The sequence below is a fragment of the Scleromatobacter humisilvae genome (assembly GCF_023231945.1).
Classification (GTDB): domain Bacteria; phylum Pseudomonadota; class Gammaproteobacteria; order Burkholderiales; family Burkholderiaceae_C; genus Scleromatobacter; species Scleromatobacter humisilvae.
The window spans coordinates 51,984-73,400 of record NZ_JAJLJH010000016.1 but is presented as its reverse complement, the minus strand read 5'-3'; the positions used below and the strand labels follow the sequence as shown (position 1 = coordinate 73,400).

Sequence of the window (21,417 nt, the reverse complement as noted above, 5' to 3'; positions counted from 1 at the left end):
CCATCTTTGTTGATGCGGATCCTCGCGCGCGACGTCGCCGAGCCCTCGGTCAGTGGCGCGCGGTGATGTCCCGGCATTCCATTGGATCGCAGCGGCCCGTCGTCAGTCGTCATGTCGTTCTCTGACACGCCTCGCGAACCGCGCGCGCCACGCAGGGCGCGGCCGCGGCTCAGCCTGAAGATGCAGGCGATCGGCTTCCTGTCGCGGCGCGAGCACAGCCGGCAGGAATTGCGCACCAAGCTGCTCGACTCCCTGCGCAAGCGGGCTCGCGAGGACGCGGCCGTGGGAGCGGCGGCCGACAAGGCGGCGCGCGAGCTGGCCGAGGCCCTGAGCGCGCAGCCGTCCAACGGCATCGACGACGCCTTCGCGCCCCCGATGCCATCAGATCCGGCGAAGCCTGCGCGTTCGCAAGGCGGGCGCCCGTCCGCGACGAGGACGTCGGCCAAGCCACTTGAGGGCGGCGGCCCGGCCGCCTCGCCGCCCCGTGCGGGCGCGCGTGACGCGCCGCCCGCGCGAGGCGCGCTCCAGACGCTGAGCCTGGCCAATGGCGCGCCGCTGCCGGCGCGACTGCGCGCGAGCCTGGTGGCCGCTGGCACCTCGGTGCACGCCATGGCGCCACCGCTGGCGGACGCCGGCGCGGCGCCCGCGGCCGACGACGACCTGGAACGCAGCGATCCCGAAGCCGCCGTCGACCAGCTGCTCGACTGGCTGGCGGCCAACAACTACCTCAGCGAGACGCGCTTCGTCGAGAGCCGAGTCAACGCGCGGTCACGCAAGCAAGGTGCGCTGCGGATCAAGCTGGAGCTGTCGCGCCACGGCTTGACGCTCGAGCCCGAGCAGGCCGCCGCGCTGCGCGAGACCGAGTTCGCCCGGGCCCAGGCGCTGTGGCAGCGCAAGTTCGGCGAATTGGCGGCCGACGCCCGCGGACGCGCGAAGCAGGCGCGCTTCCTGGCGTCGCGCGGATTCGCGTCGGACGTCGTGCGCCGAGTGATCGGCGGCGAGGAGGAATTCTGAGGCTGGGCGGGCTGGATGTCGCGCTCAGAAGGACGTCCGGCTGACGTCCCCGCGGCCCACTGGGTGACCGGCGAGTGCGCCGGCTTGGTGCGGTGCACCATGATAAAGTTCGAGGTTACATCGGGTTTCCGAGCATCCGCGGCCTGCGGAACTCCCCCGGATGTCGCAATCCATCGCAAAATCTCCCGCTTGCGTTAATCCCGTCCGCTGCCTCCCCGACGCCTCGCCACGCGCCTCGCGTGCCCCCGACGCGTTCGCAGCTCCCCGGACACTCCCTTTAGTCGACCACTTCAAGAAGACGCTTCCATGAAGATCCACGAATACCAAGGCAAGGAACTCCTGCGCCAGTTCGGCGTGCCCGTGCCGCGCGGCTATCCCGCGTTCACGGTGCAGGAGGCGGTGGAAGCCGCTCAGAAACTCGGCGGCAGCGTCTGGGTCGTCAAGGCCCAGATCCACGCGGGTGGCCGCGGCAAGGGCGGCGGCGTCAAGCTGGCGCGCACGATGGACGACCTGAAGAAGCTGGCCGGCGAGATCCTCGGCATGCAGCTGAAGACGCACCAGACCGGCCCCGAAGGCCAGAAGGTCCGTCGCCTCTACATCGAGGAAGGCGCGGACATCAAGAAGGAATACTACGTCTCGCTGGTCACCGACCGCGCGTCGCAGAAGGTCGCGTTCATCGCCTCCAGCGAGGGCGGCATGGACATCGAGGAAGTGGCGCACTCGTCGCCCGAGAAGATCATCACCGAAGTGATCGACCCGCTGACCGGCCTCGGCGCCGAGCAGGCGAAGAAGATCGCCACGGCCATCGGCCTGCCCGAAGGCTCGCACGCGCAGGCCGTCGACCTGTTCCAGAAGCTCTACCAGTGCTACATGGACACCGACGCCTCGCTGGTCGAGATCAACCCGCTCAACTGCGACAGCAAGGGCAACCTGATCGCACTGGACGCCAAGTTCAACTTCGACGCGAACTCGCTGTTCCGCCACCCCGAGATCGTCGCCTACCGCGACCTCGACGAAGAAGATCCGGCGGAGATCGAAGCCTCGAAGTTCGACCTCGCCTACATCAGCCTGGACGGCAACATCGGCTGCCTGGTCAACGGCGCGGGCCTGGCCATGGCCACGATGGACACCATCAAGCTGTTCGGCGGCGAGCCGGCCAACTTCCTGGACGTCGGCGGCGGCGCCACGGCCGAGAAGGTCACCGAGGCCTTCAAGATCATGCTGAAGAACCCGCACGTCAAGGGCATCCTCGTCAACATCTTCGGCGGCATCATGAAGTGCGACACCATCGCCGAAGGCGTCATCACCGCCTGCAAGGCCGTGAACCTGTCGGTGCCGCTGGTCGTGCGCATGAAGGGCACGAACGAGGAACTGGGCAAGAAGATGCTGGCCGAATCCGGCCTGCCCATCATCGCCGCAGACACCATGGCCGAAGCCGCGACCAAGATCGTCGCCGCTGTCGCCTAACGCCCAGTCAAGGATCAAGTACATGTCGATCTACATCAACAAAGACACCAAGGTCATCACCCAGGGCATCACGGGCAAGACCGGTCAGTTCCACACGCTGGGTTGCCAGGCCTACGCGAACGGCAAGAACGCGTTCGTCGCCGGCGTGAACCCGAAGAAGGCGGGCGAGAAGTTCTCGGACATCCCCATCTTCGCGTCCGTCAAGGAAGCCAAGTCGGAAACCGGCGCCACCGTCTCCGTGATCTACGTGCCGCCCGCGGGCGCCGCCGCCGCGATCTGGGAAGCGGTCGAGGCCGACCTCGACCTGGTGGTCGCGATCACCGAAGGCATCCCCGTGCGCGACATGCTGATGGTGCGCAACAAGATGAAGGCCAAGGAAGCCGCCGGCGGCAAGAAGACGCTGCTGCTGGGCCCCAACTGCCCGGGCCTGATCACGCCGGACGAGATCAAGATCGGCATCATGCCGGGCCACATCCACCGCAAGGGCCGCATCGGCGTCGTGAGCCGCTCCGGCACGCTGACGTACGAAGCCGTGGCGCAGCTGACCGAGATCGGCCTGGGCCAGTCGTCGGCGGTGGGCATCGGCGGCGACCCGATCAACGGCCTGAAGCACATCGACGTGATGAAGGCGTTCAACGACGATCCCGAGACCGACGCCGTCATCATGATCGGCGAGATCGGCGGCCCGGACGAGGCCGACGCGGCGCGCTGGTGCAAGGACAACATGAAGAAGCCGATCGTCGGCTTCATCGCGGGCGTCACGGCTCCGGCCGGCAAGCGCATGGGCCACGCCGGCGCGCTGATCTCCGGCGGTGCCGACACGGCCGACGCCAAGCTCGAGATCATGGAAGCCTGCGGCTTCACGGTCACGCGCAACCCGTCGGAAATGGGCAAGCTCCTGAAGGGCCTGCTGTAATTCGAAACGGGACGTTTCGCGGCGTCGCGCCGCGAAACTGAACGCAAGCTTGCGAGCCGCGGTTAGACTGCCGTTCGGCACGACAAGGAGCCTCCGGGCTCCTTTTCTTTTGCGCCGCCGCTTTCAGCAGACACTTGCGCACCCGTGGACATCCTCCTGACAACCGATTTCTGGGCCGCCCTCGGCTCCATCATCCTGGCCAACGTGCTGCTGTCGGGCGACAACGCGGTCGTCATCGCGATGGCCGCGCGCGGCCTGCCGCCGCACCAGCAGAAGCGCGCGATCGTCTTCGGCAGCGCCGCCGCCATCGTCATGCGCATCGTGCTGACGCTGATCGCCGTCAGGATGCTCGGCCTGCCTTGGCTGAAGCTCGTCGGCGGGCTCGCGCTGCTGTGGATCGGTGCCAAGCTGATGTCGGACGAGGAGGAGCAGCACGGACAGGATGCCCAGCCGATCGGCGTCGGCGCGGCGGTGCGCACGATCCTGGTGGCCGACCTCGTGATGAGCCTGGACAACGTGCTGGCGGTGGCCGCGGCGGCCCAGGGCAACACGCTGCTGCTGATCATCGGCCTGGCCGTCAGCATCCCGCTGATCGTGTTCGGCAGCACGCTGATCCTGAAGGTGATGGAACGCTTTCCAGTCATCATCACGGCCGGTGCCGCGCTGCTTGGCTGGCTGGCCGGGGAGATGATGCTCACCGACCCGGCGATCCACCACTGGTTTGCCGAGGTGCCGGAATCGGCAGTGCGAATCGCCGGCGTCATCGGCGCGGTACTGGTCGTCATCGTCGGGAAACTGCTGCAATGGCGCGCAAAAGGCCGCGGCTGATGTCGCGCCGGCTCGACGGCGCGTGACGAAAGCCGCAGGGAGCGCGCCTACGACAATCACCGGGTTGACGGCCGCGCCGGCAGCGGCCAATCTAGGACCATGCCGCGCTCCTCGCTCCCGAAGCAGACGCCGTCGCCACCGACGGCGCCGCCGGCGTGGTTCCGCTTGAAACGCATGTTCGGGCTCGCGGCTGCGGAGCGCGTGGCGCCGCCGTCCGGGTGGCACGGCAAGTCCGCCAGCAACGGCGCGACGGCCGCGGCCATGCCCAGGATCACGGACTACGAGCTGCGCCACGTCATCGCCCGCAACGACCGCGCGACCATCTACCAGGCCACCGAGCGCGCCACCGGCCGCCTGATCGCGCTCAAGACGGTGCGCATCGGCAACACCAGCGGCACCGACCGCGGCCTGTGGCGCGAGCGCTTCCTGCGCGAGGCCGAGGCGGCCGCGCGCCTCAAGCACGACTACATCGTCGCGGTGCACGCGGGCGGCGTGCAGGGCGAGGGCGATGCCACCACCGGCTGGCTGGCCATGGAATGGGTGAACGGCACCGACATGTCGCGCTACGCCTGCGCCAACCGCCTGCTGCCGGAAGGCGTCGTCGTCGGCATCTGCCAGCGTGTCGCGCTGGCACTCGACATCGCGCACCGCTCGGGCATCGTCCATCGCGACATCAAGCCTTCCAACGTCCTGTTCGACCCCACGACCGGCACCGTCAAGGTCACCGACTTCGGCTCGGCGCGCGTCGCCGACACCGCCGCCACCCGCAGCGGCGTCATGCTGGGCACGCCGGCCTACATGGCGCCGGAGCAGCTGGCCGGCGCCGACGCCACGGCGCAGTGCGATCTCTACGCGCTGGGCGTGCTGCTGTTCGAACTGCTGATCGGCCGCCGCCCGTTCGAGGCCGATTCGATGGGCGACCTGCTCGCGCGCATTGCCCACCAGACGCCCCCGCGCGTGCGCATGCTGCGCCCGGAGCTGCCGCCGCTGCTGGACGACATCGTCGCCCGCCTGCTGGCCAAGAGCCCCGGCCTGCGCCAGGACAACGCCCACCAGGTCGCGCTCGAACTGCGCCTGGCGCGCCAGCAATGCGTGGCGGCCGAGCCCGGAAGCGCGGCCGCGGAGTGGCCCGACACCGCCCCCGGACGCGATCCCCTGAACGACCCGACGGCATCCCACCCATTCCAGGGCACAATCGCCAGCTAACACGCGCGAATCCCTGCTTCGCCCGCATCCTGCCGTCCTCATGATCCTTGAGTTCTTCAGCGTTACTGACACCGGCCGCGCACGCCGCAATAACGAAGACTCCGTGGCGCTCGACGAAGCCGGGCGCATCGCGGTGCTGGCCGACGGCATGGGCGGATACAACGCGGGCGAAGTGGCGAGCGGGATGGCCTCCGAGCGCGTGAAGAGCGAGCTCGGCCAGCGACTGAAGGCCTCGGGCGCGACGCCCACGGAAGCCGAGATCAAGACGGCGTTGCTCGACGCCGTCGACAGCGCCAATCGCGAAGTCTTCGACGCCGCCATGTCGCACCCCGAATACGCCGGCATGGGCACGACGCTGGTCGTGGCGCTCTATCGCGGCGACCGCCTCTGGCTGGGCCACATCGGCGATTCGCGCGGCTACCGCTTCCGCAACGGCCACCTCGAACAGCTCACCCGCGACCACTCGCTGCTGCAGGAGCAGATCGACGCCGGCCTGATCACGGCGGAACAGGCGGCCTACTCGATGCACAAGAATCTGGTTACACGTGCGGTAGGGGTCGATGAACTCGTCGACCTCGAAATCCACGATTATCCGGTTGAGCCGGGAGACCTGCTGTTGATGTGTTCTGATGGCTTGTCCGATATGCTCACCGACGAGCAGATCGAACAGCTGTTGCGAACCAACGACAGCTTGCCCGCGGCAGGTGCGATGCTGGTGCAGGCCGCCAACGCCGCTGGCGGGCGAGATAATATCGCGGTCATACTGGCGCGCGCCAAGCCGGGCACTCGGGACTTCGCGAAGTCCTGGTGGTCGTTCTGGCGCTGATTGAGTTGGCCGTGCAATACCGGACGATGAATTACAAAGAGCGCTGCGGCGTTTCCGACAAGCGGTCTGAAAGCCGCGAGAGAAACTGAGGTTTTCAATGGGCAAACTCGTCGTCTCGCTCGATAACGTCGTGATCAAGGAATTCCAGATCACGAAAGAGCGCACTACGCTCGGCCGGCGGCCGTACAACGACATCGTGATCGACAACCTCGCCGTCAGCGGCGAGCACGCGGTGCTGACGGCGGCACAGTCCGATGTGTTCATCGAAGACCTGAACAGCACCAACGGCACCTACATCAACGGCAAGGCGGTCAAGAAGCAGCTGCTGTCGAACAACGATGTCGTCGAGGTCGGCAAGTACCGCATCAAGTTCCTCGCCGAGGACGCCGAGGACTACGAAAAGACGATGATCCTGCGTCCCGGCGCGTTCGGCCGCGCGCCGGGCGTGATCGGCGCGCCGCCGACCGCCGCCACGCCGCCGGCCGCCGGGCCGGCCTCGATCAAGGTGCTCAATGGCGGCGCCGCCGGCCGCGAGGTGCTGCTCACGAAGGTCGTCACCACGGTGGGCAAGCCGGGCGTGCAGGTGGCCTCGGTCACCAAGCGTCCGGGCGGCTACGTGCTGTCGCATGTCGAAGGCTCGCGTCGTCCCAGCGTCAACGGCCAGCCTGTCGGCGAGGAGTCGATCTCGCTGAAGCACGGCGACATCATCGACCTCGCCGGCACCCAGATGCAGTTCGTCCAGAACTGATCTTCCCGCCCATTCTCCGAGTCGCGGCGTGAGATCTCCGCCCGGCCGGGAGCCGGCACCCTCGCAGGTGCCCCACGCCGACTTCGACGCCGACGCGTCTGCGCCGCGCTCGTTCTGGCAGCGCGCGCTGCAGCGACTCCAGCGCTGGGATCCGACGCTGCGCCTGTCGCTCATCGCCACCGCGTTGTGGCTGGTCGGGGCGTGGCACGTGGCGGTCGCGCCGATCGCGCCGCTGACCCGGCTGGAGCTCGCGCTCGACGACGTGCGCCAGTCCACCGCGCTGTCGCCGGTGACGAAGCCGCGCGACGACATCGTCATCATCGACATCGACGACGCCAGCCTGCGCGCCCTCGGCCGCTGGCCGTGGCCGCGCGACCGGCTCGCGCAGCTGGTCGAGACGCTGTTCGACGACGACCACGCGGCGGCGCTCGGGATCGACCTCGTGCTCGCCGAGCCCGACGACCAGGCGCGCACGGTGCACGATGCGCTGGCTTCGCTGACGCAGTTGGCGCCCGACGACGCGGTGCTGCGCGCGAGCGTCGCGCGCTGGCAGGGCACGCTGGAGGCACGCGCCGACCACGACGCGCGGCTGGCCCGGGCGCTGTCGGGGCATCCCGTCACGCTGGCCTACCACTTCAACCACCAGGCGGAGCCGGCGACGCCGGGCGCCGCGGCCGCCGTCGCGCCGCCGCCGGTCACCGAGGCCGACGTGCTGCCGGCCAGTGCGCTCGCGATGACGCCGTGGCAAGGCGTCGAAGTGCCGGTGCCGGCGCTGCTGCGTGCCGCGTCGGGCACCGGCTTCATCAACGCGCTGCCGGACGCCGACGGCGAGCTGCGGTCGACGCTGCTGGTCACCGGCTACGGCGGCGCCGTCTACGAATCGTTCGCGCTGTCGCTGTGGCGGCAGTGGCATCGCGTGAGCGCCTTGCGCCCGGTGATCCGGCGCGGGGAAGCCGGCGGGCCGCCGCGTCTGACGGGCCTGCAACTGACCTCGGCCGATGGCGAGCCGCTGCGCGCGCTGCGCGTCGACCCGCGTGGCGCCGTCACGCTGCCGTACCGCGCGGCGCTGCACCCCGGCGCCTCGCCGGGCACCGGGCGCTTCCGCTACATCTCCGCCGCCGACGTCCTCGCGCATCGCGTGGGCGCACGCGAACTCGGTGGCCGCGTCGTGCTGCTGGGAAGCTCGGCGCCCGGCCTGGCCGACCTGCGCGCGACGCCCGTGCATCGCGCGCTGCCGGGCATCGAGGTGCATGCGCAGCTGATGGCCGGCCTCGAGGACAACGACCTCAGCGTCCGGCCCGACTGGTCGCCCGGCTTCGAGCTGCTGCTGCTGGCCGTCGTGCTCGCGGCGGTCACGATGGCCGTGCGTCGCCTTGCCGGTCCGGTGGCGGTGCTGGCGCTGCTGCTGATCCTTGCGGTGCTGCTGCTGTGCGACCTGTGGGCGCTCACCGGTCGCGGCTGGGCCATCCCGATCGCGGCGCCGCTAGCGGGCGGCCTGCTGACCGGCGTGCTGGGCATCGTCGCCAACTACCTGCGCGAATGGCACTCGCGCCGCTCGCTGGCGCGGCTGTTCGGCCACTACCTGCCGCCGGAGCGCGTGCGCGCGATGGCCAGCGATCCCGAGCGCTTCCTCGACGTCGCCAGCAGCGCCGAGAACCGCGAGCTGACGGTGCTGTTCTGCGATCTGCGCGGCTTCACGCCGATGTCCGAGAAGATGGCGCCGGACCGATTGCGCGAGCTGCTGAACCTCTACTTCCTGCGCATGAGCCAGATCATCCACGGCCATGGCGGCACGCTGGACAAGTTCATCGGCGACGCGGTGATGGCGTTCTGGGGCGCGCCGCAGCCCGACGAGCAGCATGCCGCGCACGCCGTGAAGGCCGCGATGGCGATGATCGCCGCCGTCGGACCGCTCAACGCCGAACTGGCCGAGCGCGGACTGCCGTCGCTGTCGCCGTGCATCGGCCTGGCCACCGGCGTCGTCTGCGTCGGCGATCTCGGCTCGGCCCTGCGGCGCAGCTATACCGCGGTGGGCGACGGCGTGAACCTGGCCGCGCGCATCGAAGGCGCGACGCGCACCTACGACGTCCCGCTGCTGGTGGCCGACACCACGCGCGCGGCCGCTGGCGAGCTGCCTGGATGCGAATGGGTGGAGGTCGACGAGGTCGCCGTCAAGGGGCGCAGCCAGCTGGTCACGCTGTATGTGCCGCTGGCTGTCACCGATGTCACATTGTCGAGTTCTGGCCCGAAAAGCGCGGAGGAAATCACGGCGATTCATGAACAACTTGGCCTTTGGCGCCTTGCACGTGATGCGTTGCGCGGGCACCATGGCAAAGGTTCGCGGTCGGTGGCGTCACCGTCCGCGCGCGCTGTCGCTCACGCGCGACTGACCGAGCTGCTTGCCGCCCGGCCGGCCTCGCGCCAGCTGCATGCGCTGGCGGCCCACCGGCTGGCCAGCCTCGCAGCCGAAGAAGCCCCAGAACAAGAACTCCCCCGTTGACCTCCTCGAGTCACCCTCCGCGTGATGCCCGCATGAAAATCCAGGTACTCGGCTGCTCCGGGTCGATCGCGCGCGACAGCCGCACCACCAGCTTCCTGCTCGACCAGGACGTGCTGATCGACGCCGGCACCGGCGTCGGCGACCTGTCGCTCGACGCGCTGGAACGCATCGACCACATCCTGCTCACGCATTCCCACCTGGATCACGTGCTGGCCGTCCCCTTGCTGGCCGACAGCGTGCTGCGCCGGCGCCAGGCGCGCGGCGCCGCGCCGATCGAGGTGCACGCGCTGCCCGAGACGATCGCCGTGCTGCGCGAGCACCTGTTCAACAACCAGCTCTGGCCCGACTTCACGCGGCTGCCGACGGCCGAATACCCGGTGCTGCGCTTCGTGCCCTTCAACGTCGGCGACACGCTGGAACTCGGCGGCCGCCGCATCGAGGTGCTCAGCGCCCGCCACTCGGTGCCGGCCTGCGGCTTCGCCGTCCACGGCCCTGCCGGCGGTGGCGGGGGGTGGGTCTTCAGCGGAGACACGGGCCCCAATCCGTCGTTCTGGGAACGCATCGCGCAGTTCCCGGTGGCGCACGTCGTCGTCGAGACGGCCTTCAGCGAGCCGGAATGCCGCCTCGCCAAGACGAGCGGCCACCACTGCCCGAGCTCGCTCGCGGCCGAGCTGGCCGGCGCGCCGCCGGACGCCCGCATCTACATCACCCACATCAAGCCGGGCGAGATCGACGCCGTCATGGCCGGGCTGCGCGCGCTCAAGCGCGAACGCCCCTTGATGGAACTGCTCAAGGGCGACACGTTCGAGCTTCATTGACGCGAAGGAGCTCGACCGCGGCGCGCGGCACTTGAGTGCGGGCCTGCAGGGGGTTCTCGATCTGCCGCGGATGCTTTCCGGGCATATCTCACGTTCAGGATCTGGAACGGTTCCTGCAAGGCTGGTGAAACCCGCCAGAATGCCGATAGCCTTCTGACAGCTTTCGCAGCCTCCCCGTCCCATCGCCTTCCGGAGTTCCCAAGAATGAAGCGCACCGTCCAACAGGGTTTCACCCTGATCGAACTGATGATCGTCGTCGCGATCATCGGCATCCTCGCGGCCGTCGCCCTGCCGGCGTACCAGACGTACACGGTCAAGGCCAAGCTGTCGGAAGTGACGCTGGCCGCGTCGTCGTGCCGCACCACGATCTCCGAGGTCTACCAGACCGGTACGTCGGCTCCGACGGCCAACGGCTGGGGCTGCGAAGCGTCGACGTCGACCAGCAAGTACGTCGCCAGCGTCGCCACCGACGTCAACGGCGCCGTCAGCGTCAAGGTCTCGAACGACCCGTCGCTGCCGAGCGCCATCACGGGCGACATCCTGACGCTCGTGCCGGCCGACTCCGCCGGTGCCAACGTCAAGCCGCCGGTCGGCTCGGTCCAGATCTTCAAGTGGGTCTGCGGTGCCACCTCCGGCACGCTGCTGCCGCATACCGACAGCGCGCTGTCGAAGTACCTGCCGGGTTCTTGCCGCGGCTGATCGCCGTCGCAAGCCGATTGAAAAGGGCGCTTCGGCGCCCTTTTCGCTATCGCCGCCAGGCGCGAGCCGGGGCAGAATCAGGTGACACTTTCAGTCGGTGTGACAAATTTCGTCACTTCGGCGGCTCGCAAATCGAGGGCTTGCCGGGCCGCGCTGACACGGTGCGTCACCTGGCGTGCATAAGTCACGTTCGGGATTGTCAATTTGCCGGCCTCCGCGCTGGCATGGCATTCGCTTACAGCATGTGGGCGAAAGTCTCCGTCGATTCACAGTCGGCTCTTCTCCCATCTCCTGGAGTTTCATATGAAGCGTACCGTCCAACAGGGTTTCACCCTGATCGAACTGATGATCGTCGTCGCGATCATCGGCATCCTCGCCGCCGTTGCCCTGCCCGCGTACCAGACGTACACGGTCAAGGCCAAGCTGTCGGAAGTGACGCTGGCCGCGTCGTCGTGCCGCACCACGATCTCCGAGGTCTACCAGACCGGTACGTCGGCTCCGACGGCCAACGGCTGGGGCTGCGAAGCGTCGACGTCGACCAGCAAGTACGTCGCCAGCGTCGCCACCGACGTCAACGGCGCCGTCAGCGTCAAGGTCTCGAACGACCCGTCGCTGCCGAGCGCCATCACGGGCGACATCCTGACGCTCGTGCCGGCCGACTCCGCCGGTGCCAACGTCAAGCCGCCGGTCGGCTCGGTCCAGATCTTCAAGTGGGTTTGCGGCGCGACCTCCGGCACCATCCTGCCCCTGACCGACGCGCCCCTGTCGAAGTACCTGCCGGGTTCGTGCCGCGGCTAATCCGCGCTGTCGCGTGATCCAACGAAAGAGGTGCTTCGGCACCTCTTTTTTCATGGGGGGCCCCAACACGACCGCAGGAGACAATGCGCGGTTCCGGCCCAGGAGTGCAGATGATCGAACTGTCGGTAATCGTCCCGACCTACAACGAACGACCCAACGTGGGCGAACTCATCCGGCGCCTCGGTGTCGCGCTGCAGGGCATTCGCTGGGAGGCCGTCTTCGTCGATGACGATTCTCCGGATGGCACCGCCGCCGAGGTTCGCGCCGCGGCGCAGGCCGACCCCCGCGTGCGCTGCGTCCAGCGGCTGGGCCGCCGCGGGTTGTCGCGGGCGGTCGTCGAGGGCGTCCTGAGCACGGCGGCGCCGGTGATCGCCGTCATCGATGCCGACCTGCAGCATGACGAGAGCATTCTTCCGGCGATGCTGGCGCGCCTGCGCGGCACGGCCACCGAGGCGCCCGCGGACGTCGTCGTCGGCAGCCGCTACGTGGCCGGCGGCGGCCTCGACGGCTGGGATGCCCAGCGCGAGCGCATGAGCCGCTTCGCCACGGCGCTGGCCAACCGCATGGTGGCCACCGGGCTGAGCGATCCGATGAGCGGCTTCTTCATGATGAAGCGCGAGACCTTCGACCTGGCCGTGCGCCGGCTTTCCGGCGAGGGCTACAAGCTGCTGCTGGACCTGCTGGCGTCGCTGCCCACGCCACCGCGCGTCGCGGAGATCCCGTACACCTTCCGCCCGCGTCGCGCGGGCGAGAGCAAGCTCGATTCAGCGGTGCTGTGGGAGTTCTCGCTGTTGCTCATCGACAAGAAGTTCGGCCGCTGGATTCCCGCGCGCTTCCTGCTCTTCTCGATGGTGGGCATCTCCGGCGTGGCCGTCCACTTCGCCGTGCTGACGCTGCTCTACCAGGTCGCCCACCTCGCCTTCACGGCCTCGCAGGCGACGGCCACGCTGGTCGCGATGACGTCCAACTACGCCCTCAACAACTCGTTCACCTACCGCGACCAGCGACACCGCGGCCTGAGCTGGTGGCGCGGGCTGCTGACGTTCTATGCGATCTGCGGCTTCGGCGTGATCGCCAATGTCGGCGTCGCCGGGTTCCTGTTCGAGCGCCAGGGCTGGGCACTGGCCGCCGCCGCGGGCGCCCTCGTGGGCACGGGCTGGAACTACGCCGCCACGCGCGCCGTCACGTGGAGATCCCGATGAACCGTGCCGCGAAGCCGGCGATCGGTTCCGGACTGGTGACCTGGGCGGCGGTGGGCCTCGCCGTCCTGCTCATGCTGGTCATGAACGTCGTGCCGGTGGGCAACAACGACGTGTGGATCCTGATGAAGGTCGGCGAGCTGATCGTCGACACCGGCAAGATCCCCGACACGGTCCTGTTCGCGTTCACCACGGTGCGCGACAACCACTTCAACGCGCACGAGTGGCTGGTCTCCGTCATCTATCACGAGTTCGATCTTCTGCTGGGCCTGCACCGGCTGATGTGGGTGACGGGCGGCTTCGCGCTGCTGCAGTTCGCGCTGTGCGTCGTGCTCGCGCAGCGCCGCGCCGCAGGCCTCGGCGCGGCGCTGATGATGGCGATGCTGGCCATGATGTGCGCCAACGTGCGCTACGTGTTGCGGCCCGAGCTGTTCGCGCTGCTGTTCCTCGCGTGGCTGCTGCTGGTGCTCGATCGCTACCGCGGCGAACGGCGCTGGACGACGCTGCTGTGGCTGTTGCCGGTCGCGATCCTGTGGGCGAACTGCCATGGCTCGTTCATCCTCGCGCCGGCGATCACCTGCCTGTTCGCATTCGGTGAGGCGATGTCCGCGACCTTCGCCGCCACGGGCGCGTGGCCCCAGCGCCTGCGCGCCGGCTGGCGCGCCGGGTTGCCATATGCCGCCGCGGCGCTGGCCATGACGGCGGCCTGCGCCATCAACCCGGCCGGCTGGGCGCTCTTGAAGTTCCCGTTCCAGCTGCAGCAGTCCGGCACGATGCGCCAGCTGATCAAGGAATGGCTTCCGACGTTCTCGCCGTTGTTCGTGGTCGAGCGCGCGTTCTGGATCTTCATCGCGGTGCTGGCCGCGACGCTGGCGCTTGTCGTCGCGTTGCGGCGCTACCTCAACGTCACCGACGGGCTGCTGCTGGCCGTCTTCACGGTGCTCGCGCTGGACCGCTCGCGCCACATCGTGTGGTTCGGCTTCATCGCGCTGTACGTTTGCGCGGGACTGGTGGGACACCTCACGCTCGAGCGCCGGCGCGAGCGCGGACTGCGTGCCGCCGCTGCGTGCTTGGCCCTCGCGGCGACCAGCGCCTGCGCGCTGCTGGGCAATGCGGCCCACGGCTTCTTCTACGAAGTGCCGTCCAACAACTTCAGTCCGCCCCTGGTGGCGGAGCTGGCCGACCCGAAGGTGGCCGGCAACGTCCTCAACTCGTACGAATTGGGCGGCGAGTTGATCTACCGCGACTGGCCGCGCTTGAAGCCCTCGATCGACTCGCGCGTCGACTCCTACGGCGACGACTACCTGCTTTTCTCGATCCAGTTGCTGCAGAACGAGAACCTGCTGAACCTGTTCCTCGAAGGCAACCACGTGAGCTACATGCTGTTGCTGCGGCGCGACTTCGAACTCGGCATCCGCCGGATGCCCAGCATCCGCGCGCACTGGCATATCCGCCTGACGGACGGCGACATCTTCCTGCTGGAACGCAACGAGCCGCTGCGGGCCGACGCGCGGCCCGCAGCGGCGCACTGACTCAACGCGTCGGCGTCGGCCGGCACAAGGACTCTTTGAATGAGACTCATCGCATTCCTGGTGGCGGTGGCGCTGGCCACACTGATCCACCGCCCGTTTCCGCCGAATCCGACGATCGCCAATCAATTGACCGCCATCTTCGGCTGGGGGCTCGTGATGATCCTGGCGCCGGCGCCGGTGCTACTGCGATCGACGTTGCGCGCAGCGGCGCCGCCACTGATCGTCCTTGCGCTGGCGGCTGCCGCGTGCGCGATCGGCATCTTCCTCGGGACGCAGCCGTCCCCGCCGGGTATCGGCATCCTGGGCATCATGGGCCTGGCTGCGGTGGTGATGCTGCACGGAGCCGCTGCCGGGGCGGGCGATGTGGTGCGCTATTTCCGGCCGTTCGCGATGGCTCTCGTCGTCGGCGGCGTGTGCTGCGGCCTGATCGCGTTCCTGCAAGTGTTCGCGTACCACGCGCTCGACAACGACCTCATTGCGTGGCCGGTTCGATTGGGCCGACCGGGCGGCAACGTCGGGCAGTCGAATCAATTTGCCGACATCATGCTCTGGGGGATCATCGGTAGCGTGCCGCTCGCGCGCTCCTGGCAGGATCGCGCTGGCGCCTGGTTGCCGCGCGTGGGCTGGTGTCTCGCCGTGCTGACGATGCTGTTCGGGGTCGTGCTCACCGGCTCGCGTACCGCCCTGGTTGCGCTCGCACTCCTGGCGTCGTGGGGCCTCGCTGACCGCAACCTGGCGCGTCCGCTGCGTCTTGGCCTGTTGTCGCTGCCATTCGTGGCTGCGCTGATGCTCTGGGCGATCGGGGCCTGGTCGCACGCGCATGAAGTCACGGTGGTACTACTTGACCGGAGCGACGCCACCGACGCCACCTCGTTTCGCGGCGGGATCTGGCAGAGCGCGCTGGTGTTGATCCGCCAGCAGCCGTGGCTGGGCGTCGGCTGGGGACAGTTCAATTTTGCCTGGACGCTCACGCCGTCGTTCGCGCGCGGCGCGGGACTGGTCAGCAACACGCACAACCTGCCGCTGCAGCTGGCGGTCGAACTGGGCGTGCCCGCAGCGCTGCTGATGATGGGGCTGCTGGTCGTCGCGCTGTTTCAATCGTTCCGCCGCGTCTGGCACCAGGCCGACGAGGCCGGCCTGGCGGCGCGCAGCGCACTGCTGTTCGTGCTGGTGATGGGCCTGCACAGCATGCTCGAATATCCGCTGTGGTACGCGTACTTGCTGTTGCCCACGGCGTGGGCTTTCGGCGTGGCCGTCGGCACCGCAACCGCGCTCGGCGCCACGGGGGCCAGCCCCGATGCAGCGCGCGTCACGGCGCGCAACTGGCGAGCCGTGGGGTTGATGATGGTGGTGCTGGCGCCGTCGGCATGGATGGACTACCTGACCATCGTCGACCTGTTCCTTCCGCGATCGACGTCCTTGCCGTTCGACCAGCGCGTCGCGCACGGCCAGGCCAGCCCGCTGTTCGCCAACGAAGCCGACTACGTCGCAGTCACCGAGAGGCCGCTGACTCCGGACATGCTGCCGGTGATCGAGCGCTCGTCGCACGTGCTGCTCAACGGACGCCTGATGTACGCGTGGGCGAACATCCTCTACGAGCAGGGCCAGGTCGACAAGGCGCGCTACATGGCTGCCCGCCTGCGCGAGTTCAACCTGCCCGGCCCCAAGCCCTGGTTCGCGCCCTGCGATGATGCGGCCGTGACGGCCAAGCCGTTCCAATGCCTGCCGCCCGAGCACCCCGTGAGCTGGCGCGACTTCAGGTAGCCCCAGGCGTGGCCGGCCTGCAGGGCGCGGGCTTCACGGAATCGCGTTACCCTCTGCACCGTTTTCGCCGCCTCGCGCGGCGCGCGCCGGCACCAGCCAGCTGGCCTTTCTTCGATTGCCGCAATGACCAGTCAAACCTTTCCCGGCGACCGCGCGGACGTGCGCATCTTCGCCTACGCGCTCGCGTTGATCCTTCCGCCGATGCTGGCCTACAACCGCACGCCGTCGGCGACGCAGCTCAACGAGCTGGTGTGCGTGTTCGGCTGGGGCCTGTGCCTGCTGGCCGCCAACCGGATTCCGCACGGCCCCGTGCGCCGCGGCGCCACGCTGTGGCTGGCGCTGGCGCTGGCCATCCTGTGCGTGGCGATCATCGCGTCGTGGACCGTCGGCTCGCTGCCGACCTCGCTCGCGCTGCCGCCGGCGTTGATGCTGGTGGCCGCGAGCTTCGTCGCCACGCTCGGCGCGCGCGTCGCCCAGGGCGGCGACGAGGACGGCCTGCAGGCCTTCGCACCGTTCGCGATCGGCATGGTGGCCGTCGGCAGCCTCAGCGCGCTGGTCTCGGTGATCCAGGTCTACATCCCGAGGCTGGCCGACGGCACGCTGATCGCGCAGTCCGGCATCCCCGGCCGCGCCGTGGGCAACCTGCGCCAGCCCAACCATCTGGCGAGCCTGCTGGTGTGGTCGGTGATCGCGCTGGTGCCGCTGGTGGAATGGCGCCGCATCTCCCGCTGGTTCGGCCTCGCGATCGGCGTGCTGATGATGGCGGCCGTGGTGCTCAGCGGCTCGCGCACCGGCCTGTACGGTGGCACGCTGGTGCTGGTCGTGTGGGGCGCCGTCGACACGCGACTGTCGCGCGGCACGCGCATCGCGCTGGTGTCGTCCATCCTGTTCCCGGTCGGCATCCACGCCTGGCAGTGGCTGAGCGAGCACCTGTCGTTCGTGCCGCATGCAGTGGGCACCGCCACGCGCGTCGGCGACGGCGACAGCTCGCACTTCGCGATCTGGCGCAACACCATCGAGCTGATCCGCCAGCAGCCGCTGCTGGGCGTGGGCTGGGGCGAGTTCAACTTCGCGTGGACGCTGACGCCGTTCCCGCATCGCCCCACCGCCTTCTTCGACCACACGCACGACCTGCCGCTGCAGCTCATCGTCGAACTCGGCCTGCCGCTGGGGCTGCTGGTGCTGGGCCTGCTGGTCTGGGCCCTGTGGCAGGGCCTCTCGCGCGCGCTGGCGACGCAGGGCGAAGCCGGCCATGGCGCCCGAGCGGCCTGGGTGATGGTCGTGATGATCGCGATCCACAGCCTCGACGAATACCCGCTGTGGTACGCGTACTTCCTGCTGCCGGCGGCCTGGGCCTGGGGCTTCACGCTCGGCTCCGGCCCGGCGCCGAAGCCCGCCGGCGAGCCGACGCTGAGCGGCGTCGTCGGCGGCCGGCCCATCGATCCCGGCAAGCTCGTGCGCCTCAGCAGCGAGGGCTCGGGCCTGCGCTGGTTCGGCGTCGCGATGATGCTGGTGGCGTTGATCTCGACGTGGGACTACTGGCGCGTCTCCATGATCTTCGTCGACGATGCGGGCCTCGCGCCGCTGCCCGACCGCATCGTGGCCGGCCAGAGCAGCCCGTTCTTCGCGCATCACGCCGACTACGCGGACGCCACCACTGCCGATCCGCCGTCCAAGGCCCTGGGCGCGTTCGAGCGCTCCACCCACTCGCTGCTCGACAGCCGCCTGATGATGGCCTGGGCCGACGCGCTGGCCGAGAGCGGCCAGACGGAACGCGCGCGCTACCTGGTCGCGCGGCTGAAGGAGTTCGACAAGGCCGAGACCGAGGAATTCTTCGCGCCGTGCGTCGATGTCACCCTGCCGGTCAAGCCGTTCCAGTGCCAGCCGGAGCCCAGCGGGCTCACCTGGCGCGACTTCCGCTGAAACGAAAAAGGCCCGCGATGCGGGCCTTGTCGTTGGTGGATGCCCGGTCAGGGCCTCGTCCACGATCCCGACTTGCCGCCGTGCTTCTCGAGCACGCGCACGTCCCCGATCACCATCCCGCGGTCGATCGCCTTGACCATGTCGTAGACGGTCAGCAGGCCCACCTGCACGGCCGTCAGCGCCTCCATCTCGACGCCGGTGCGGCCCAGGGTCTCGGCCTGCACGGTGCAGTGCACGGCGCCGGCGGTGGTGTCGATCGCGAAGTCCACCTGCACGTGCGTCAGCGGCAGCGGGTGGCACAGCGGCACGAGCTCCGACGTGCGCTTGGCGGCCTGGATCGCCGCGATGCGCGCGACGCCGAGCACGTCGCCCTTCTTCGCGCTGCCCTCGGCGATCGCGGCGAGCGTGGCGGGCTGCATGCGGATCGAGCCGGTCGCGCGTGCGACGCGGCGGGTCTCGGCCTTGCCCCCGACATCGACCATGTGGGCCTGGCCCTGGGCGTCGAAGTGCGTGAGGCCGGAGGTGTTGGACGAATCGTTCATGGAACCTTGCGAGGACGGCGGCGATCCGACGGTGGACACCGCGATGGCTCGCCGAAAGCGGCGCGCTACATGGCCGATACACGGCGGTGTCATCATAGCGACCAGCGTGCCGCCGCCGGCCGCCGAACCGACCGGACAGGAAAGCCTTCCCCTTGCGCCCGAAATTCGCCACTCTTGCCGCCGCCGCGTGCCTTGCGCTGAACCTGTTCACCATGTCTGCGGCGCCCGCGGCCCCGTTGAACCTGCCGGCGCTCGGCGAGGCCGAGGGCGACGAGTTCAGCATCGACGACGAGAAGAAGGTCGGCGACCAGATCATGAGCCAGATCCTGCCCGACCCGGCGGTGATCGACGATCCGGTGCTGTATCAATACCTGATGTCGATCTTCGGGCCGCTGCACCAGGCCGCGCTCAAGCTCGGCAACATCAGCCCGGAGCAGGAGGAAAAGCTCGCGTGGCAGCCGTTCCTCGTCGACGACACCGAGTTCAACGCGTTTGCGCTGCCGGGCGGCTACATGGGCGTCAACCTCGGGCTGATCGCGCAGGCGGACACGCGCGACGAGATGGCCTCGGTGCTGGGCCACGAGCTGTCGCATATCACGCAGCGCCACATCGCGCGCAGCATGGTGGCCAACAAGCACCAGAGCATCGTGTCGATGGCCGCGATGCTGATCGGCCTGCTGGCCTCGGTCAAGTCGAAGAACGGCGACGTGCCGATGGCCGTGATCCAGGGCAGCCAGGCCGCCGCCGCCACCGCTCAGCTGACGTTCTCGCGCCAGATGGAGACCGAGGCCGATACCTTCGGGCAGGAAGTGATGACCGAGGCCGGCTTCTCGCCGTCGGGCATGGCCGACATGTTCGGCAAGCTGGAGACGGTCAGCCGCCTCAACGACAGCAACCAGTACCCCTGGCTGCGCTCGCACCCGTTGACGATCGAACGCATCGCGGCCGCGCGGCTGCGCGCCCGGGAAGGCGCGCCGCAGGATCCGGCCAAGAGCCACATCACGGAACATTCGCTGATGAAGGCCCGCGCCCGCGCGCTGATGGACACCTCCGACGTGGCGCTGCGCCGCATGCAGGGCCAGGCGCGACTGAACGCGCCGCTCACGGACGCCGAGCGGCTGGGCATCCTCTACGGCGGCGCGCTGGCCTCGATGGAATTGCGCGACTTCCCGTCCGCGCAGACCATGCTCGCCAAGGCCGACGAGGTGATGGCGCAGCACGCCGCGCTGGTCGCGCAGCAGGAGAACGCGCCGCCGCTGCCGCCGGCGCCGCCGGCGCAGGTCGTCGTCACGCCGCACGTCTATCCGATCGAGCCCGAGGTGGCGCACGACTTCGCGTTGCTGCGCGTGGAAGGCGCCGTTGCCAAGCATTCGGCGCCGGAGATCGTCGCGGCCGTCGACGCGCTCGGCAACGACCGTTCGCGCCCGGGGACGATGGCGCGCGCCAACGGCGCCATCGCGCGCGCGGCGGCGCGCGACCCGAGCGCCGGCGCCGCGCTGCAGCAGTGCGTCGAGTCGCTGCAGACCTGGGTGGCGGAGCGCCCGCGCGATGTGCTCGCGTGGACGCTGCTGTCGCAATGCGCCGAGCCGCTGGGCCAGAAGCTGCGCGCGATCCGTGCCGAGGCCGAGGCGCACGCGGCGCAGGGCGACCTGATGGGCGCGATCGACCGGCTGCGCGCCGGACAGAAGCTGACGCGCACCGGACGCGTCGATTTCGTCGAGGCCTCCATCATCGACGCGCGCCTGCGCGAGCTCGAGGCCATCCGGCGCCAGCTGATCAAGGACAACCACGGTCGCGACCCCAACCAGCCCTGACGAGCCCGCGCGCGCCGCGGCGGCGCGTCAGTCCTCGAACAGGTGCTCGATGGCGACGTCGATGATGGTGGAGGCGATGCTGTAGATCACCGAGCCGATCAGCGCGGAGCCGAAGCCGTCCACCTTGAAGCCGGCCAGCAGGCCCGCCGCGGCCCAGAACATCAGCGCGTTGATCACGAACAGGAACAGCCCCAGCGTCAGCACCGTGACGGGCAGCGTGAGCAGCACCAGCAGCGGCCGCACCAGCAGGTTGAGCAGGCCCAGCACGAGCGCGGCCACCAGCGCGGCGCCGAAGCTGTTGACGGAGACGCCGGGCGAGAGGTGCGCCACGAGCAACAGCGCGGCGGCCAGCAGCAGCCAGCGGACGATGAGTTTCATGACGTCGTCGAAAGGTTGGGGACTGCGTCGGATTGTGGGGCAAGCGCGCGCGGTCCGTCACGCGTCGACGGCGCGCGAGGGGCGCGTCGCTGCGCATTTCGCGAGGGGGCAATGGTCCTGCAGGTGGCGTGCCCGCGACGCGTCGCGTGCGGGACAACCCGCAGCCGCGCGTGCGTCGGCGCCGCGAAATTCAGGTCCGCGAGCGCTGGCTGGAGCGATTTCGGCGTCGCGCGGCAATTTCGAAAATACCGCCAGGGGTATATCCGGATTGGCATCGACAACTCCTCCGCAGGGCCGAATGACGCCTGCACGAGACAAAAACTTGCTTTTCCCTCGTGAGATTGCTGATTTTCATAGGTGAAGTGGCTTCTCACGCACTGCATGAGGCAGTACCATTCGTTTCGCTGAGATCTGCAGAGAAACGAGGGTTCATGCGACGCTCACC

18 protein-coding genes and 1 pseudogene are annotated in these 21,417 nt (G+C 69.0%); 17 read left to right on the top strand and 2 right to left on the bottom strand.

The window, feature by feature from the left end; translation table 11 throughout:
* Nucleotides 1-111 precede the first annotated feature (111 nt).
* The 16 genes and pseudogenes from LPC04_RS29105 to LPC04_RS28140 all read left to right on the top strand — a co-directional run.
* Nucleotides 112-243 (top strand): annotated as a pseudogene (locus tag LPC04_RS29105) (recombination regulator RecX); the annotation flags it as partial.
* A gap of 39 nt (nt 244-282) precedes the next feature.
* Nucleotides 283-1,014: a regulatory protein RecX gene (locus tag LPC04_RS28210; RefSeq protein ID WP_476748706.1), complete on the top strand. Its 732-nt coding sequence runs from the start codon at nt 283-285 to the stop codon at nt 1,012-1,014.
* Nucleotides 1,015-1,320: 306 nt separating this feature from the next.
* Complete coding sequence (sucC, locus tag LPC04_RS28205; protein ID WP_275685670.1) at nt 1,321-2,481, top strand: ADP-forming succinate--CoA ligase subunit beta; 1,161 nt, start codon at nt 1,321-1,323, stop codon at nt 2,479-2,481.
* 22 nt (nt 2,482-2,503) lie between these two features.
* The gene (gene sucD, locus LPC04_RS28200) at nt 2,504-3,397 is read left to right on the top strand and encodes a succinate--CoA ligase subunit alpha (RefSeq protein WP_275685669.1); all 894 of its coding nucleotides are present in this window, start codon (nt 2,504-2,506) and stop codon (nt 3,395-3,397) included.
* A gap of 144 nt (nt 3,398-3,541) precedes the next feature.
* Nucleotides 3,542-4,225: a TerC family protein gene (locus LPC04_RS28195; RefSeq protein WP_275685668.1), complete on the top strand. Its 684-nt coding sequence runs from the start codon at nt 3,542-3,544 to the stop codon at nt 4,223-4,225.
* Nucleotides 4,226-4,324: 99 nt separating this feature from the next.
* Nucleotides 4,325-5,431 carry a serine/threonine-protein kinase gene (locus LPC04_RS28190; RefSeq protein WP_275685667.1) on the top strand — a complete coding sequence of 369 codons (1,107 nt, stop codon included), beginning with the start codon at nt 4,325-4,327 and terminating at the stop codon, nt 5,429-5,431.
* Between the two features lie 40 nt (nt 5,432-5,471).
* Nucleotides 5,472-6,257: a Stp1/IreP family PP2C-type Ser/Thr phosphatase gene (locus tag LPC04_RS28185; protein ID WP_275685666.1), complete on the top strand. Its 786-nt coding sequence runs from the start codon at nt 5,472-5,474 to the stop codon at nt 6,255-6,257.
* A gap of 97 nt (nt 6,258-6,354) precedes the next feature.
* Entirely contained in the window at nt 6,355-7,005 is a 651-nt protein-coding gene (locus tag LPC04_RS28180; protein ID WP_275685665.1) for an FHA domain-containing protein, read from the top strand.
* A gap of 28 nt (nt 7,006-7,033) precedes the next feature.
* Complete coding sequence (locus tag LPC04_RS28175; protein WP_275685664.1) at nt 7,034-9,505, top strand: CHASE2 domain-containing protein; 2,472 nt, start codon at nt 7,034-7,036, stop codon at nt 9,503-9,505.
* Between the two features lie 32 nt (nt 9,506-9,537).
* On the top strand, nt 9,538-10,323 hold the full coding sequence (locus LPC04_RS28170; RefSeq protein ID WP_275685663.1) for an MBL fold metallo-hydrolase: 786 nt from the start codon (nt 9,538-9,540) through the stop codon (nt 10,321-10,323).
* 204 nt (nt 10,324-10,527) lie between these two features.
* Nucleotides 10,528-11,022 (top strand): pilin, encoded by a 495-nt coding sequence (locus LPC04_RS28165; protein WP_275685662.1) that lies wholly within the window; start codon nt 10,528-10,530, stop codon nt 11,020-11,022.
* Between the two features lie 303 nt (nt 11,023-11,325).
* Nucleotides 11,326-11,820: a pilin gene (locus LPC04_RS28160; RefSeq protein WP_275685661.1), complete on the top strand. Its 495-nt coding sequence runs from the start codon at nt 11,326-11,328 to the stop codon at nt 11,818-11,820.
* Nucleotides 11,821-11,930: 110 nt separating this feature from the next.
* Nucleotides 11,931-13,022 (top strand): glycosyltransferase, encoded by a 1,092-nt coding sequence (locus tag LPC04_RS28155; RefSeq protein ID WP_275685660.1) that lies wholly within the window; start codon nt 11,931-11,933, stop codon nt 13,020-13,022.
* Nucleotides 13,019-14,551, top strand: a complete 1,533-nt coding sequence (locus tag LPC04_RS28150) for a hypothetical protein (protein WP_275685659.1) — start codon at nt 13,019-13,021, stop codon at nt 14,549-14,551. The genes LPC04_RS28155 and LPC04_RS28150 overlap by 4 nt, the downstream gene beginning before the upstream one ends.
* Nucleotides 14,552-14,611: 60 nt before the next feature.
* The gene (locus tag LPC04_RS28145) at nt 14,612-16,315 is read left to right on the top strand and encodes a PglL family O-oligosaccharyltransferase (RefSeq protein ID WP_275685658.1); all 1,704 of its coding nucleotides are present in this window, start codon (nt 14,612-14,614) and stop codon (nt 16,313-16,315) included.
* 123 nt (nt 16,316-16,438) lie between these two features.
* A complete protein-coding gene (locus tag LPC04_RS28140; protein WP_275685657.1) occupies nt 16,439-18,238 on the top strand; it encodes a PglL family O-oligosaccharyltransferase in 1,800 nt (599 codons plus the stop codon).
* 47 nt (nt 18,239-18,285) lie between these two features.
* On the opposite strand, the gene moaC is transcribed toward LPC04_RS28140, so the two are convergent.
* Nucleotides 18,286-18,780, bottom strand: a complete 495-nt coding sequence (gene moaC / locus LPC04_RS28135) for a cyclic pyranopterin monophosphate synthase MoaC (protein ID WP_275685656.1) — start codon at nt 18,778-18,780, stop codon at nt 18,286-18,288.
* A gap of 152 nt (nt 18,781-18,932) precedes the next feature.
* Between moaC and LPC04_RS28130 the strand changes: the two genes are divergently transcribed.
* The gene (locus LPC04_RS28130; RefSeq protein WP_275685655.1) at nt 18,933-20,594 is read left to right on the top strand and encodes a M48 family metalloprotease; all 1,662 of its coding nucleotides are present in this window, start codon (nt 18,933-18,935) and stop codon (nt 20,592-20,594) included.
* Between the two features lie 27 nt (nt 20,595-20,621).
* Here LPC04_RS28130 and LPC04_RS28125 read toward each other — a convergent pair whose 3' ends face one another.
* Nucleotides 20,622-20,972, bottom strand: coding sequence for a phage holin family protein (locus tag LPC04_RS28125; RefSeq protein WP_275685654.1), 351 nt, complete (start codon nt 20,970-20,972; stop codon nt 20,622-20,624).
* Nucleotides 20,973-21,417 lie beyond the last annotated feature (445 nt).

Coding starts and splice junctions, on each gene's coding strand:
- sucC (WP_275685670.1), top strand. CDS start 1,321: ATGAAGATCCACGAATACCAAGGCAAGGAACTCCTGCGCCAGTTCGGC.
- sucD (WP_275685669.1), top strand. CDS start 2,504: ATGTCGATCTACATCAACAAAGACACCAAGGTCATCACCCAGGGCATC.
- LPC04_RS28190 (WP_275685667.1), top strand. CDS start 4,325: ATGCCGCGCTCCTCGCTCCCGAAGCAGACGCCGTCGCCACCGACGGCG.
- LPC04_RS28185 (WP_275685666.1), top strand. CDS start 5,472: ATGATCCTTGAGTTCTTCAGCGTTACTGACACCGGCCGCGCACGCCGC.
- LPC04_RS28180 (WP_275685665.1), top strand. CDS start 6,355: ATGGGCAAACTCGTCGTCTCGCTCGATAACGTCGTGATCAAGGAATTC.
- LPC04_RS28170 (WP_275685663.1), top strand. CDS start 9,538: ATGAAAATCCAGGTACTCGGCTGCTCCGGGTCGATCGCGCGCGACAGC.
- LPC04_RS28165 (WP_275685662.1), top strand. CDS start 10,528: ATGAAGCGCACCGTCCAACAGGGTTTCACCCTGATCGAACTGATGATC.
- LPC04_RS28160 (WP_275685661.1), top strand. CDS start 11,326: ATGAAGCGTACCGTCCAACAGGGTTTCACCCTGATCGAACTGATGATC.
- LPC04_RS28155 (WP_275685660.1), top strand. CDS start 11,931: ATGATCGAACTGTCGGTAATCGTCCCGACCTACAACGAACGACCCAAC.
- LPC04_RS28150 (WP_275685659.1), top strand. CDS start 13,019: ATGAACCGTGCCGCGAAGCCGGCGATCGGTTCCGGACTGGTGACCTGG.
- LPC04_RS28140 (WP_275685657.1), top strand. CDS start 16,439: ATGACCAGTCAAACCTTTCCCGGCGACCGCGCGGACGTGCGCATCTTC.
- moaC (WP_275685656.1), bottom strand. CDS start 18,780: ATGAACGATTCGTCCAACACCTCCGGCCTCACGCACTTCGACGCCCAG.
- LPC04_RS28125 (WP_275685654.1), bottom strand. CDS start 20,972: ATGAAACTCATCGTCCGCTGGCTGCTGCTGGCCGCCGCGCTGTTGCTC.